This window comes from Gordonia sp. NPDC003429 (assembly GCF_053588575.1).
In genome coordinates this window covers 151,227-166,316 of the sequence record NZ_JBSFQF010000008.1, presented here as the reverse complement: position 1 = coordinate 166,316, position 15,090 = coordinate 151,227, and the positions used below count along the sequence as shown (strand labels likewise).

Here is a 15,090-nt window from a genome sequence, read left to right as displayed (position 1 = left end):
CTGGGACCAGCGTCGCACCACTCGCGGACGACGACGGTCCGTTATGCGGGAATGTCGAGACCGAGGTCGAGCGCGGTGACCGAGTGGGTCAGTGCCCCCACGGCCAGATAGTCGACACCGGTGCGGGCGTAATCGGCGGCGACGTCGAGGCTCAGTCCGCCGGAGCTCTCCAGCTTGGTCTGCGGTGCGCGCGAGTTGCGGCGCTGCACCGCCATCTGCGTCGCCCACACCTCGAAGTTGTCGAGCAGAACCAACTGCGGCTCAAGACCCAACACCTCGTCGAGCTGATCGAGCGAGTCGACCTCCACTTCGACCGGCAGGTCGGGTGCGGCGGCGCGGACCGCCTTCAGGGCAGCGGCCACCGATCCCGCCGCGGCCACATGGTTGTCCTTGATCAGCGCCGCGTCGCCGAGTCCCATCCGGTGGTTGACCCCACCGCCCGCGCGGACCGCGTACTTCTGCAGGTAACGCAGGCCGGGCAATGTCTTACGCGAGTCCCGGATCCGGGCATGGGTGCCGTCGACGGCGTCGACCCAGTGGGAGGTCGCCGTCGCGATCCCCGACAGGTGGCACACGAGGTTGAGTGCGGTGCGCTCGGCGGTGAGCAGCGCGGCCGTCGGCGCGTGTACGGACAGAACGGCGTCGCCCGCCGAGATCCGGCTGCCGTCGGCGACGCACTCGGTGACCTCGTAGGCGCCCACGCCGATCACCTCGTCGAGCACCGCGAGCACCACCGGAAGTCCGGCGAGAACACCGTCGGCACGGCTGACGATTGCCGCGTCCACCGAGCTCCCGGGCGCGACGGTGGCCATGGTGGTCACATCGGGTCCGTAACGCAGATCCTCGTCGAGTGCGGTGCGGATCAGGGCGCGGATCTCGTCGGTGATGGCGAGGTCGAGTTCGGTGGGCGCCTCAGCCTGTCCGATGAAGGCCCCCGACGCCTCACTCACCGGAACCGGGGTTGCCGATCGCGATCATCCGCTCGACGCTCTTGCGGGCACGGTCGGCCACGTCGTCGGCGACGAACACCTCGTCACGGCCCTCGCGCAGCGCGCGAAGCAACGCGGCGGGGGTGATCATCTTCATGTACGGGCAGGATGCGCGGTCGTTGACCGCTTGGAAGTCGATCCCCGGTGCAGCCTTGCGCAACTGGTGCAGCATGCCGATCTCGGTGGCCACCAGGACCTGCTTGGCACCGGTCTCGCGGGCGGCGTCGAGCATCCCGCCGGTGGACAGGATCTTGACCCGCTCGTCGGGCACCGCTCCCTCCCCGGCCAGATGCAGCGCCGAGGTGGCGCAACCGCACTCGGGGTGGATGAACAGGTCGGCGTCGGGATGCGCCTCGGCCTGCGCGGTGAGCTCGTCACCGTTGATCCCCGCGTGCACGTGGCATTCGCCGGCCCAGATGTGGATGTTGTCGCGTCCGGTCTCGCGCTTGACGTGCGCTCCGAGGAACTGGTCGGGCAGAAACAGGACGTCACGGTCGGGATCGATGGAGGCGACCACATCGACGGCGTTCGACGACGTGCAGCAGATGTCGGTGAGCCCCTTGACCTCAGCGGTGGTGTTGACATACGACACGACCACCGCGTCGGGGTACTCGGCCTTCCAGGCGCGCAGGTCGTCGGCGGTGATCGAGTCGGCGAGCGAGCAGCCGGCCCGCGCGTCGGGGATCAGCACCCGCTTGTCCGGACTCAGGATCTTGGCCGTCTCGGCCATGAAGTGCACGCCGCAGAACACGATCTCGTCGGCGTCGACCTCGGCGGCGATGCGGGAGAGCGCGAGCGAGTCACCGACGTGGTCGGCGACATCCTGGATGGCGGGCAGCTGGTAGTTGTGCGCGAGCAGTGTCGCGTTCCGGGCACGCGCGAGGCGACGAACCTCCTGCGCCCACTCCCGGGTCGGCTCGACCCCCGTGTAACCGCCGGGCCCATCGCTGTATTCGGCGTGCAGCAGGTCCGGACCGAAGCCTGCGGGACGCTCACTGATGATGCTCATCTGCCACTCCTGAAACATCAGCCCTGGTGGGGCCGGTCATCCCGCGGAACGGGTCGGCCCGCGGATCAGGTTTTCGACTATAGGTCGAAAACACTACTCATCGCAACACCCGGTGTAACGCGCGCATTCCCTGTTGCGATTCGAGTAGTGGACTACGCGTTTGCGTGTCCGATTCGAGACCTAGCGTCGTACGTGTCAGCAAATCCCGCCGACATCCATGCCTGATCCTCAGGGAGACACCGCCATGACCTCGACACTTGACACATCGACAGGCGACAACAGCAGCACGGGCTCAACCCCCCGGCCGCTCTCACCCACGGTGATCTCCCCCAGCCTCGGCCGTCGCACCACATATTCGACGCCACTCGAAGCGGTCCGCCGCCGGCAAGAGGCCCTCGAAAGCCTCGCAGCACGACGCGTCATCGCTCCGAGCCCACCCGGCCACCGCGGCACCCACCTGCGTCCGATCACCGAGCCCGCATCGGACACGTCGTCGGCGTCGGCCCAGAGCCACACCCCGGTGCCGTTGACCTCACGTGAGGTCGAGGTGCTGCGCACCTGGCTGCTGACCGACTCCAAGTCGGTCGCCGCCCGACGCCTCGTGATCTCGGTGGGCACGGTCAACACTCATCTCGCTCGCATCCGCGCCAAGTACGCCGACGCGGGCCGCCCGGCGCGCACCAAGGCCGCGCTGGTCGCTCGCGCGATCCAGGACGGCATGGTGAAGCTCGACGAACTCTGAGGGCAGGTGCGTCGACGTCCACCGCGTGCCGGTGCGGCGCCGGACGGGATTGCGACACCCATACAATCGACGCCATGTCGTTGCCTGCCGCTCCTGGGGACCCGTCGTCCGGGACGGAGGGCGGACACCACCCGAACCCGCTGCACGTCGAGGTTCTCAGTGCGGTGTTTCAGGTGCGACGCACCGACGCCGAGGCCCGGCCCGCACTGTGTGTACTGGTGTGGCGACGGTCGCCCTCTGGTCCTTGGGCGCTGCCCGGCGCCGACGTGGCACCGGACGAAACGCTCGCCGAATGCGCGCGCCGCCTACTCGCCGAGCAGATGGATGTGCGCAAAGTAGCTCACCTGGAACAGCTTTCGGTGTTCTCCGACCCACAGCGGGTTCCCGGGACCCGAACGATCGCATCGACATACCTCGGGCTGGTACCCACCGACGCGCCGGCCTCGCTGCCGTCGACCGCGTCGTGGCATCCGGTCGACTCGTTGTTGAGCGGACTTGCCTACGACCACGCCGACATCATCGCCGCCGGGCGCCATCGTCTGGCGGCGAAACTCTCCTACACCAATATCGCGTTCGCGCTCGCGCCGGCTCGGTTCCCGATGTCGGAGCTCTCGGAGATCTACGGCGCCGCACTCGGGTACCCCGTCGACACCACCAATTTGCTGCGGGTCCTGAGTCGCCGGGGCGTGGTGGTGGCCACCGGCACCCTGGGTCGGACCGGTCGCGCAGGTGGGCGACCGCCGGCACTGTATGCGTTCGCCGACAACGAGTTACGGGTCACCGACGAGTTCGCGACGCTCAAGCCCCCGATGTGACCGATTCGGCGGGGATCGTCTCCTCGGCTCCGTCGCCGACGCCGAGGTCGGCGCTACGGGTGGCCAACGTGCAGAGCAGATAGACCAGTGTCGCGGCGAGCGGCGCGCAGATGAGCACGATCCACGGCGCCGTGTATCCGGCGCTGGTCACACCGTCGGACCAGAGGTCGGGCACCACGCGGAACGTCTCGCCCACCGCGGCCGAGTGCGGGTCGGTGAAGTGCAGATGCGCGATCCGGGTACCCACCCAGCCCGCGATGGCCGACCCGGCGAGCACCGCGACGAACAGCACGCCGAATCCCGCCACCCCGCGCCAGCGACGGGCGGCGACCCATGCCACGATCGCCGAGACCACGCCGTATCCGAACATCAGCAGACAGAACGCGCCCACGCCGGCGAATTCCTCGCCGAGCTGTCCGGCCGGTACGGCCGGACCTTCGGCGGTCACCGAGCCGGCCATCGCGGGTGTGGTCACCGCCCATACCGCGCCGGCAACCACGCCGAGCAGCAGGACCGATGCCGCGACGGCGACAATCGGAGAGGCGGGCCGGCCCCGGTTCATCGTCCTGCCCCGATTCATCGTCGGCCCCGGTTCATCGTCGGCTCATTTCGGCGGAATCGACGCTGCCGTGCCGCGAGCAGCGCGCCGACCACCCGTCGGGCCTGATCTGCACCACCATCCGGCGGCCGCATTGCCCGCAGAAGCGTGGTGGTTCCAGACCGAGGCGGGCGGCGGCAGGCACCGCGTCGGGGGACTCGACCTCGAGTTGGATGCCCGTGTAGAGCCCGTACCTACGGGGCTCGTGTAGCGGCCCCGGGACGTCGATGGGGCGATCGGTGGCGGCCGGTGGGGTCATCGGGGTGTCTCCTCACGTACCGGGTCCACGGACTGCGGCCGTCGTCAGATGCTGTCGTTGAGCGCTTTGATCGGCATCGACAGATCGTTGAGCAGGTCGAGGTCATCCTCGGCGGGCCGCCCCAGCGTGGTGAGGTAGTTGCCGACGATCACCGCATTGATACCACCCAGGATGCCTTGCTTGGCGCCGAGGTCGCCCAGCGTGATCTCCCGTCCACCCGCGAAGCGCAGGATGGTGCGCGGCAGCGCGAGCCGGAATGCGGCCACCGCCTTGAGCGCCTCGGCCGCGGGGAGCACGTCGAGATCGCCGAAAGGTGTGCCCGGTCGGGGGTTGAGAAAGTTCAGCGGCACCTCGTCGGGTTCGAGGGCAGCGAGGTCGGCGGCGAACTCGGCACGTTGTTCGAGGGTCTCCCCCATACCGAGGATGCCGCCGCAACACACCTCCATGCCCGCGTCGCGGACCATGCGCAGCGTGTCCCACCGCTCCTCCCAGGTGTGGGTGGTCACCACGTTGGGGAAGTGGCTGCGCGCGGTCTCCAGATTGTGGTTGTAGCGGTGCACGCCCATGTCGCGTAGCGCGTCGACCTGCTCCCGGGTGAGCATGCCCAGACTGCAGGCGATCTGGATGTCGACCTCGTTGCGGATCGCCTCGATGCCCGCCGCGACCTGGCTGAGCAGCCGCTTGTCGGGGCCGCGGACAGCGGCGACGATGCAGAACTCGGTGGCCCCGGTCTTCGCGGTCTGCTTGGCCGCCTCGACGAGCGACGGGATGTCGATCCAGGCGCTGCGCACCGGCGACGCGAACAGCCCCGACTGCGAACAGAAGTGGCAGTCCTCGGGGCAGCCGCCGGTCTTGAGCGAGATGATGCCCTCCACCTCGACCTCCGGCCCGCACCAACGCATCCGGACGTCGTGGGCGAGTTGCAGCAGTTCGGTCAGGCGATCGTCGGGTAGGCGCAGCACCTCGAGAACCTGTGCTCGGTCGAGTGCCTCGCCGCGCTCGAGGACGCGGACGCGGGCGACGTCGAGGATGTCGCCGCCTGCCGGGGTGGTGGTGGACGCGGCGAGCGGGTCGACCGGGGCCTGGGTCATGGATGAACTCCTTCGATGGGCTGGAATGTGGGCACGCTCGACGCGGATGTGGGCACGCTCGACGCGAAACCGGGCTCGAACCAGGTGGGTGCGGCGGCGCGAAACCGCTCGGGCGGCAGCGTGCCCGCCCCCGCGGGGATCGCCCCGACCACGTCGACGCCGGTGAGCCGGGGCAGGTCGATGCGGTTGCAGCGCATGGCCAGGTCGGGGTCGGCCGGCCATGAGCCGATGACCAGGCCGGCGGGACGCACCCCCGCCGATCGGAGTGCGGTGACGGTCAGTTCCGCGTGATTGAGTGCGCCCAGGCCCGCGGGCACCACCACGACCGCCTCGGCCGCCACGTCTTGCGCGACATCGACGATCGTGAGGTCGGTGGCCAGCCGCACCAGCACACCGCCGGCACCCTCGATCAGGGTCAGATCGTGGCCGACGGCCAGGTCCAGCACCGCGTCGGCCAGTTCGGCGCGGTCGAGTTGCGGCAAGCCGGCACGAATCGCGGCCGTCTCCGGTGCGAGCGGCTCGGGGTACCGGGCGCATTCCAGGGTGCTGTGCACACCCGAGAGTTGTTCGACCACCGCGAGGTCGCCGGGCTCGTCGGGCGCCATGCCGGTCTGCGCCGGCTTGCACACCGCCACCCGCGCCCCGGCGTGTCGGGCCAGCGCCGCCACCGCCGCCGTCACGATGGTCTTGCCCACGTCGGTGGACGTTCCCACGACCGTCAGGATGCGGCTCATCGGCTCACCGCCGACGAGTTCTGCGCATAGGACCGCACGACGCCGTCGATCACGGCCGCGGCCTCGTCGACGGTCGAGTCATCGAGATCGGCGCGCACGGTGATCCGCAGCCGTGAGGTGCCCACCGGTACCGACGGCGGCCGGAAGCATCCGACGAGGACACCGCGGTCGCGGCACGTCGCGGCGGCCGCGACGGCATCGCGCGGCTCGCCGAGGATCACCGAGATCACCGCGGCGGCCGGAGCGGGCGCGCCGAGTCCGCGCGCCATCCGAAGAGCGTTGTGGTGCAACCGTTCCGGCAGGTCGGGGCGCTGCCGCAACACCCCGAGCGCGGCGCGCGCGGCACCGACGGCGGCCGGGTTGAGGCCGGTGTCGAAGATGAACGGTCGCGCGGTGTCGATGAGATGGGCACGCACTGCGGGCGTACCGAACACTGCTCCACCTTGTGCGCCAAGAGATTTCGAGCACACCGCGGTCACCACGAGGTCGGTGGCCCCGGACAGTCCCGCCTCGGCCACCAGGCCACGGCCGCCCGGCCCCCGCACACCCACGGCATGTGCCTCGTCCACCAGCAGCACCGCGCCATGCTCTCGCGCCGCGGCGTACAGCGCGGCGACCGGTGCCGGCTCCCCGTCGATCGAATAGACCGAATCGGTGACCACCAGCGCTCGCTTCTCGGCGCGGTTGCGCAGCGCCGCGGCGACCGCGTCGACGTCACCGCGCTCGACCACCTCCACCCGCGCCCGCGACAGGCGGCACCCGTCGATGAGCGAGGCATGCGTGCCGGTGTCGGAGACGATGAGGTCACCCCGGCCGGCCAGTGCCGTGATGGCACCCACATTGGCCAGGTATCCCGACGAGAAGACAAGGGCGGCATCGAAACCGAGAAAGTCGGCGAAGTCGTCCTCGAAATCGGTGTGCAGCCCCGTGGTGCCGACCACGAGTCGCGACGCGGTGGCGCCCGCACCCCACTGCGCCAAGGCGGCATGCGCGCCGGCGAGCACGTCGGGATGGGCGGACAGACCGAGGTAGTCGTTGGAGGCGAGGTTGAGCAGCGCGGCGTCGCGGATCACCGGTTCGCGGTGCAGCCCGCGCGATGCGCGCACCGCTGCCGCATCGGTCAGCCAGTCGAGCGCGGACTCCGGTCCGCCCGCGCCGGCACGAATCCCGGGGGGCACCGGGTGCAGGGTGGTCATCGAGCGGCCCCGACGGTCCGCAGATCGCGAGTCGCAGCCGCCACCGCCGACCGCATACCCGCGGTGATGGTGGCTATGTCGTCGTCGGTGCACACATAGGGCGGCATCGCGTAGACGAGGTTGCGGAACGGGCGCAACCACACACCGGATGCCACCGCGGCGCTGGTGGCCGCGGACATGTCGACAGCACGGTCGAGTTCGACGACGCCGATGGCTCCGTGTACTCGCACGTCGGCTACCCCGTCGGCGTCGACCAGCGGGGCCAGACCACGCCGCAGGCCCGACTCGATGTCGGCGACGCGGCGTTGCCATGGTCCCGACAGCAACAGCTCGGTGGATGCGGCGGCGACCGCACACGCCAGCGGATTGGCCATGAAGGTGGGTCCGTGCGCCAGCCCGCCGGCCTCACCCGCACCGATCACCTCGGCCACCTCCGTCGTGCACAGGGTGGCTGCCAGACTCAGGTACCCGCCGGTCAGCGCCTTGCCGACGCACATGATGTCCGGGCTCACCGCGGCCGCATCGGCGGCGAACAGCGTTCCGGTCCGTCCGAATCCGGTGGCGATCTCGTCGAAGACGAGCAGTACGTCCTGCTCGTCGCAGATGCGGCGCAATTCGGCGAGGTAGGCGCTGGGGTGAAAACGCATGCCGCCGGCGCCCTGCACGATCGGTTCCACGATGACGGCGGCGAGTTCGTCACGGCGGGCGGCGACCGTCGCCTCGAACTCGCGCACGTAGTCGGCGTCGAAGTCGGCGGGAGGCGCGGGCACGAACACCTGCTCGGTGAGCACGCCCGACCACATCGCGTGCATCCCGCCGACCGGATCGCACACGCTCATCGGCGTGAACGTGTCACCGTGATAGCCGCCGCGCCAGGTGAGCAGCCGGGTTCGACGCGGCTGCCCGCGACCCCGCCAGTACTGCAACGCCATCTTCGCGGCCACCTCCACGGCGACCGAACCGGAGTCGCTGAAGAACACCTTGTCGAGTGGTGCGGGAGTGATGTCGACGAGTAGTTGCGCCAGTCGCGCGGCCGGCTCGTGGGTGAGGCCGCCGAACATCACGTGACTCATCGAGTCGAGCTGGCCGCGCACGGCCGCGTCGAGCACCGGATGCCGGTAGCCGTGGATGGCCGCCCACCACGAGCTCATGCCGTCGACCACCTCAGAACCGTCGGCCAGCTGCAGCCGCACACCGCTCGCCGACGTCACCACCAGCGGCGACGACGCCGACGGCACCGCACCGTAGGGATGCCAGATGTGCTCGGCATCGATGCGGCTGATGGTCGCGGGGTCCACGGTCGGGTCGTCCTCCAGGGGGCCGGGGCAGGTCTTGGACACTGTACAGGCGGGCCTGGACGGTGTACAGGAGCGCCGATCCGGTCGCCCACCACCACCGCCGATACCAGCGCCCGGGTGTCCTAGGGTGAAGTCCATGGCACTGACGCTCGGCATGATCACCGTCGACACCACCGATCCGATCCCCCTCGCGCACTGGTGGGCCGAGCAGACCGGCGGGAACGTCCTCACCGAGAACGAGGGGTGGTACGTGGTGGTGGGCCTGCCGTCGGGAATGCGTCTGTCATTTCAGAAGGTCGACGACCCCACTGAGGGCAAGAACCGGATTCACCTCGACCTGTCGGCCCCCGACCCCGCCGCCGAGGTCGAGCACCTGCTGGCCGCCGGCGCCGCCAAGGTGGCCGATCGGGAGATGCCCGGGTTCGCGTGGACGGTCCTCGCCGATCCCGACGGAAACCAGTTCTGCGTGGCCCCGGCCGAGTGAGCGGGCAACCCACCGGCGATCACCGACCGTCGACAGATCACCCCCCACCGTCGACCGGTGGCCCGCGGTGAGCACCACCCGAGCCGACATCCTGCGCGCGGCACGCGAGATCCTCGTGCACCACAGCCTCGCCGACCTGTCCATGCGTCGGCTCGCGACGGAGGTGGGGGTTCGCCCCAACGCCCTCTACTGGCATTTCCCCGACAAGCAGACGCTGCTCGCGGCACTCGCCGACGACATCTTGCACGACGTCTCCCCCACGGCCGACACCGCCGAATGGGACGCCGTCGATTGGGATCGGGGCCTCGCCGACATCGCCGTCGCGATGCGTCGACAATTGCTCCGCGTCCCCGACAGCGCCGAGGTGGTGTCCTCGGCCTGGGCGAGCGGCCTCGCAAGCCGCGCCGTCGCCGACCACCTGACCGCCGCGGCACGCGCGGGTGGACTCTCCACCCGCGACGCACACGCGGTGTCGACAGCCATCTGTCAGCTGATCATCGGCCTGACCATCGAAGAACAGACCCGCGCACAGATGGAGCGGCTGGGGGTGACCGGGCCGTCGGGCCGCGATTTCGACGCCGAGTTCACCGATGCCCTCGGCGTCCTGATAGATGGCGCCCGGATGCGCAGCACACACCTCGATCCCGGACCGGGACCGGCCGCGGCCGAATTGCCCGAATAATGAAAGCCACCAGGTTTTGGGGCGTGTGTCGGCGGCCTCACGAATCGGGTTTTCACAGCTTCTCCGGGTAGATTGCAACGCGACCGAAGACCGTCTCCGGTGATCCGGATCCACCTCATTCGGCCGCTCAACCACCATTCCCGATCCGAAGGACCGCTCGACCCCGTGGCAGCCCCGACACGTGTAGCCGCGCCGGAAGTGACGACATCCGTCCCGCCGGTTCCCGCATACCGCACAGACCTCGACGGCCTGCGCGGCATCGCGATCACCCTCGTGGCGTGTTTCCACATCTGGTTCGGCCGCGTCTCCGGCGGTGTTGACGTGTTCCTGGCGTTGTCGGGGTTCTTCTTCATCGGGTCGCTGTTGCGGCACACCATCAACAGCCAGGCACCGCACGTCACCTTCTTCGACACCGTCAACCCGTGGCCCCGACTCAAGCGGCTGCTTCGCCGTTTGTTGCCCGCCCTGTTCACCGTGCTGATCGCGGTGGCGGTGCTCACCGTCGTGGTGCTGCCGCAGACGCGGTGGGTGAACATCGGCCGGGAGTTGCAGGCGTCGGCGCTCTACTACCAGAACTGGTATCTGGCGCTGAACTCCCAGAATTACCTCGCGGCGAGTTCGGCGAACAGTCCCCTGCAACACATCTGGTCGATGTCGGTGCAGGGCCAGTTCTTCCTCGGCACCCTGTTGCTCGCGATGCTCGCCGCCGGGCTGATCAAACTCGCCGCCACGGCGATCGCGCCGATCGCCCGGCCGCAGACCATCAGACTCCTGGTGGGCCTGGCGTTACTCGGCATCGCCGCGTTCTCGTTCTACTGGGCGCACATGCGCATGGGCATCAATCAGCAGTGGAACTACTACGACACGTTCTCGCGCCTGTGGGAGCCACTGGCGGGTGGCCTTCTGGCCATCTGGTTGCCGTCGGTGCGGGTACCCAATTGGCTGCGTAACGTCGTCGCCGCTGTCGCGCTGGGTCTGATCGTCACCTGCGGCTGGTGGATCGACGGCGTCGACTCCTACCCGGGACCGTGGGCACTGGTGCCGGTGGGCTCCACCCTGTTGATCATCTGGGCCGGCGCGACCGCGCTACAACAACCGCGACACTCCCGCATCTCACCGCAGGGTCAGCCCGCGGTGAACCGGATGCTGGCCGGTCGATGGCCGGTGTGGCTCGGCACGATCGCCTACGCGTTGTACCTGTGGCACTGGCCGCTGCTGATCTTCTACCTCACCTGGCGCGGCAAGAATCACGCGAACTTCGTCGAGGGTGTCGGGCTGCTGGGCGTGTCCATCGGACTGGCGTGGCTCACCAAACGATATGTCGAGGACCCGTTGCGTACCGGCGACCGGTCGCGGCTGCCCAAGGGTGACCGGCAGGGACGGCCCCGCTGGCTGGGCTACACCTCGGTGGTGACAACGGTGCTGGTGGCGGCCACGCTGGTCGTCGGGGTGGGCATCCGGGCATGGGATCGCCACGTCACCAACACGGTGGTCGACACGGCGAACCTCGACCCCCACTCGTTCCCCGGGGCACGCGCGCTGCTCGACGGCTGGCCGGTGCCTGCCCTCGATCCGCAGCCCACGCCGCTGGCGGTGCTCAAGGATTTTCCGGCGACCTCGACCGACGGCTTCATGAGCTCGTTCGAGGACCCGGACATCCACGTCGGCGTCTACGGCGATCCGTCGGCCAAGAGAACAGTGGCGCTCGCCGGCGGCTCACACGCCGAATTCTGGATCACCGCCCTCGACGAACTCGGCAAACGCAACCACTTCAAGGTGACGACCTACGTGAAGATGGGGTGCCCGCTGTCCACCGAGTTGGTGCCCAAACAGCGGGGTGTGCCCTACCCCCAGTGCCACGACTGGGTGCAACGTGTGATGGCGAGGATCATCGCCGACAAACCCGATGCGGTGTTCACCAACTCCACCCGGCCCCGCGATTTGCAGGCCGGCGATTGGATGCCCGACGACTACAAGCCCATCTTCACCGAGTTCATGGACGCCGGCATCCCCGTGCTCGGGATGCGCGACACACCGTGGCCGATGGGGCCGGGAGGTTCCCTGGACACCCCGACGTGCCTGGCCAACGGCGGCGACGCCATCTCGTGCGGATCGGCGCGCGCACGTGTGCTCTCCCCGACCAATCCGGCCGACGAGTTCGCCGAGGGCAAGCCGCTGTTCCATTCACTGGATCTCTCGGACGGGATCTGCAATGAATCACTGTGCCCGGCGGTGGTGGGAAACATCATCGTCTACAAGGACTGGCACCATCTGAGCGCGACATATGTGCGAAGTCTCACCGACGGTCTGGGCGCCCAGATGGCGCGCGCCCTGCCGTGGACAGGCCCCGCCCCGCGCTGACCTGCGCCGCGTCGCCGGTCGAGCGACGCCCCACCCCCGGCGAGCGTGGCTCCGAGATGTCGTCGGCCACGATCGCCGCTAGTGTCGGTACATGACCCTCTCAGGAAGGTGGGTATGACATCACCCACCGGCGGCGAGCAGCCCGTCGCCGACCCCGCATCCGAAACCCCACGCTCCAGCACGTCCACGCCGGAACCGGCACCGGGCACGGACGCACAGGCATCGGGTCGCGTCGCCGACGCGACGACGGCCCGGCCACCTCACACCGCGGTCGAGGTACCGCCAGAGCCCGGGGTACCGCCGGCCACGCCGCAACAGGCCGAGGCGCTGATCGAACCCGAACCGACCCCGATCCCTGTCTGGCCCGGGTCGCCGTATCCGCTCGGTGCAACGTATGACGGTGTGGGAACCAACTTTTCGCTGTTCTCCGAAGTCGCCGACGCGGTGGAGTTGTGCCTGATCGACCGTGACGGCAAGGAACGGCGCATCGTTCTCGACGAGGTCGACGGCTACTGCTGGCACTGCTACCTGCCCAACATCGGACCCGGTCAGTTCTACGGCTATCGCATCTACGGACCCTATGACCCCTCGCGCGGCCTGCGGTGCGATCCCTCGAAACTGTTGCTCGATCCGTACGGCAAAGCCTTTCACGGCGAGTTCGACGGCGACGCGTCGCTCTTCTCCTACCCGATACCCGAACCGGTTCCGCCCGAGGCGCCCCCGACCCCGGAGTGGGTCGAGGAGCAGGGTTCGCCGGCAGCCGACGGTGCCGACGATTCGTCTGCTGCCGCCGCAGACGACACGACGCCGGGATCCGACGACGCACCCACCAGTGACGTCGCCACCGGTGTGGCCAATGACGGTGACACGCCGGACACTTCGGCGGAATCCGACGAATCGGACACCACCGAATCGGTCACCGCCGCAACCGACGCCGACGAATCGGGCGAGATCGAATCGGATACCGGCGAATCGGGCGGGAGCACGGGCGCCGAGGTCTTCGACCCGCAGATCAACGAGGACCCGGCGTACGCGATCACCGGCGAGATCGAGCTGATCGAGCCGAATGACTCGATGCCCCAACTCGATTCACTCGGGCACACCATGCTGTCGGTGGTCATCAACCCGTACTTCGACTGGCAACACGATCGCTCGCCGCGACGCCCGTATCACCGGACGGTGATCTACGAGGCCCACGTGAAGGGCATGACCGCCACCCACCCCGACATCCCCGAACACCTGCGCGGCACCTATGCCGGGTTGTGTCACCCGGTGATCATCGACCACCTCAAGTCGCTGGGTGTCACCGCGATCGAGTTGATGCCCGTGCACCAGTTCATGCAGGATTTCGTCCTGCAGGACAAGGGATTGCGCAATTACTGGGGTTACAACACATTCGGGTTCTTCGCCCCCCATGTGGAGTACGCGTCCAACCCGGATCAGCCGGGCAGTGCGGTCACCGAGTTCAAGGCGATGGTGCGCGCGTTCCACAACGCCGACATCGAGGTCATCCTCGACGTGGTCTACAACCACACTGCAGAAGGCAATCACCTCGGGCCCACGGTCTGCTTCCGCGGCATCGACAATGCCGCCTACTACCGCCTTGTCGACGGCCAGCCCGAGATGTACATGGACTACACCGGAACCGGAAACAGTCTCAACGGGCGTCACCCGCACACGCTTCAGCTCATCATGGATTCGCTGCGGTACTGGGTACTCGAGATGCACGTGGACGGCTTCCGTTTCGACCTGGCATCCACGCTGGCACGTGAGCTCCACGACGTGGACCGGCTGTCGTCGTTCTTCGATCTGGTGCAACAGGATCCGGTGGTGAGCCAGGTTAAGCTGATCGCGGAGCCGTGGGACATCGGTGAGGGCGGATACCAGGTGGGCAACTTCCCGCCGTTGTGGACGGAGTGGAACGGGAAGTACCGCGACACCGTTCGCGACTACTGGCGCAGCCAGCCGGCCACCCTGGGCGAGTTCGCGTCCCGGTTCACGGGGTCGTCGGATCTGTACGAGGCCACCGGCCGGCGGCCGTCGGCCAGCATCAACTTCGTCATCGCCCACGACGGTTTCACGCTGCGTGATCTCGTGTCCTACAACGAGAAACACAACATGGCCAACGGGGAGGACAATCGCGACGGCGAGAGCCACAACCGGTCGTGGAACTGCGGTGTCGAGGGTCCGACCGACGACCCGGAGGTCCTCGAGCTGAGAGCCCGCCAACAACGGAACATCCTTGCCACACTGTTCTTGTCGCAGGGCACCCCGATGCTGGCGCACGGCGACGAGATCGGCCGCACCCAACTGGGCAACAACAACGTCTACTGCCAGGACTCCCCGTTGGCGTGGATGGACTGGTCGCTGGCGGAAAAGAACGCCGACCTCCTCGAGTTCACGCGCAAGGCGATCGCGTTGCGGGCCGCACATCCGGTGTTCCGGCGCCGGCGGTTCTTCGCCGGGCGCCCCATCCGCTGGGGGCACGACGCCCTCGACATCGTGTGGTTCACCCCCAACGGGGAGGAGATGACCAACGCCGACTGGGACAGCGGTTTCGGCAAGAGTCTTGCGGTATTCCTCAACGGCAACGGCATCGCCGAAACCAACGAGCGCGGTGAGAGGATCTCCGACGACAGCTTCATGATCTTCTTCAACGCGCACTACGGAGACATCGACTTCACCCTGCCGCCGGAGCATCTGGCGCGCGAGTGGCAGGGCGTCCTGGACACCGCACATCCGACCGGCGACTCCGACGTCATCGATGCCGAGTACGGTAGAACGGTCACCATCGGCGCGCGATCGCTCCTCGTCCTTCGGGCAACCACCTGA

Annotated in this window: 14 protein-coding genes; 6 read left to right on the top strand and 8 right to left on the bottom strand. The window is 68.4% G+C overall.

The genetic code is table 11. The annotated features are described in order from the left end of the window. Positions 1-41: 41 nt before the first annotated feature. Entirely contained in the window at positions 42-950 is a 909-nt protein-coding gene (gene nadC / locus ACWDSI_RS12080) for a carboxylating nicotinate-nucleotide diphosphorylase (RefSeq protein WP_449756667.1), read from the bottom strand. Continuing rightward, positions 943-1,998: a quinolinate synthase NadA gene (gene nadA / locus ACWDSI_RS12075; RefSeq protein ID WP_449756666.1), complete on the bottom strand. Its 1,056-nt coding sequence runs from the start codon at positions 1,996-1,998 to the stop codon at positions 943-945. Before nadA ends, nadC begins: the two co-directional genes overlap by 8 nt. Before the next feature lie 244 nt (positions 1,999-2,242). On the opposite strand from nadA, the gene ACWDSI_RS12070 reads away from it, so the two are divergent. Then, positions 2,243-2,740 (top strand): response regulator transcription factor, encoded by a 498-nt coding sequence (locus ACWDSI_RS12070; RefSeq protein ID WP_449756665.1) that lies wholly within the window; start codon positions 2,243-2,245, stop codon positions 2,738-2,740. Between the two features lie 80 nt (positions 2,741-2,820). Further along, a complete protein-coding gene (locus ACWDSI_RS12065) occupies positions 2,821-3,555 on the top strand; it encodes an NUDIX hydrolase (RefSeq protein WP_449756706.1) in 735 nt (244 codons plus the stop codon). Here ACWDSI_RS12065 and ACWDSI_RS12060 read toward each other — a convergent pair. Genes ACWDSI_RS12060 through ACWDSI_RS12035 form a run of 6 tightly spaced genes read right to left on the bottom strand, consistent with a single transcriptional unit; the run spans position 3,539 to position 8,731 of the window. Continuing rightward, positions 3,539-4,117 carry a DUF2567 domain-containing protein gene (locus tag ACWDSI_RS12060; protein ID WP_449756664.1) on the bottom strand — a complete coding sequence of 193 codons (579 nt, stop codon included), beginning with the start codon at positions 4,115-4,117 and terminating at the stop codon, positions 3,539-3,541. The two genes, ACWDSI_RS12065 and ACWDSI_RS12060, sit on opposite strands and share 17 nt — an antisense overlap. A gap of 31 nt (positions 4,118-4,148) precedes the next feature. Further along, positions 4,149-4,412, bottom strand: coding sequence for a biotin synthase auxiliary protein BsaP (gene bsaP, locus ACWDSI_RS12055; RefSeq protein WP_449756663.1), 264 nt, complete (start codon positions 4,410-4,412; stop codon positions 4,149-4,151). Between the two features lie 44 nt (positions 4,413-4,456). Then, a complete protein-coding gene (bioB, locus tag ACWDSI_RS12050) occupies positions 4,457-5,503 on the bottom strand; it encodes a biotin synthase BioB (RefSeq protein WP_449756662.1) in 1,047 nt (348 codons plus the stop codon). Beyond that, positions 5,500-6,237, bottom strand: a complete 738-nt coding sequence (gene bioD, locus ACWDSI_RS12045; RefSeq protein ID WP_449756661.1) for a dethiobiotin synthase — start codon at positions 6,235-6,237, stop codon at positions 5,500-5,502. Before bioD ends, bioB begins: the two co-directional genes overlap by 4 nt. Then, complete coding sequence (locus ACWDSI_RS12040; protein WP_449756660.1) at positions 6,234-7,433, bottom strand: 8-amino-7-oxononanoate synthase; 1,200 nt, start codon at positions 7,431-7,433, stop codon at positions 6,234-6,236. The genes bioD and ACWDSI_RS12040 overlap by 4 nt, the downstream gene beginning before the upstream one ends. Continuing rightward, positions 7,430-8,731: an adenosylmethionine--8-amino-7-oxononanoate transaminase gene (locus tag ACWDSI_RS12035; RefSeq protein WP_449756659.1), complete on the bottom strand. Its 1,302-nt coding sequence runs from the start codon at positions 8,729-8,731 to the stop codon at positions 7,430-7,432. The genes ACWDSI_RS12040 and ACWDSI_RS12035 overlap by 4 nt, the downstream gene beginning before the upstream one ends. A gap of 136 nt (positions 8,732-8,867) precedes the next feature. Between ACWDSI_RS12035 and ACWDSI_RS12030 the strand changes: the two genes are divergently transcribed. The 4 genes from ACWDSI_RS12030 to glgX all read left to right on the top strand — a co-directional run bounded on the left by ACWDSI_RS12030 (position 8,868) and on the right by glgX (position 15,090). Further along, positions 8,868-9,215, top strand: a complete 348-nt coding sequence (locus ACWDSI_RS12030; RefSeq protein ID WP_449756658.1) for a VOC family protein — start codon at positions 8,868-8,870, stop codon at positions 9,213-9,215. A gap of 67 nt (positions 9,216-9,282) precedes the next feature. Then, positions 9,283-9,897, top strand: a complete 615-nt coding sequence (locus ACWDSI_RS12025; RefSeq protein WP_449756657.1) for a TetR/AcrR family transcriptional regulator — start codon at positions 9,283-9,285, stop codon at positions 9,895-9,897. 165 nt (positions 9,898-10,062) lie between these two features. Continuing rightward, on the top strand, positions 10,063-12,258 hold the full coding sequence (locus ACWDSI_RS12020) for an acyltransferase family protein (RefSeq protein WP_449756656.1): 2,196 nt from the start codon (positions 10,063-10,065) through the stop codon (positions 12,256-12,258). Positions 12,259-12,372: 114 nt separating this feature from the next. Further along, positions 12,373-15,090 (top strand): glycogen debranching protein GlgX, encoded by a 2,718-nt coding sequence (gene glgX / locus ACWDSI_RS12015; protein ID WP_449756655.1) that lies wholly within the window; start codon positions 12,373-12,375, stop codon positions 15,088-15,090.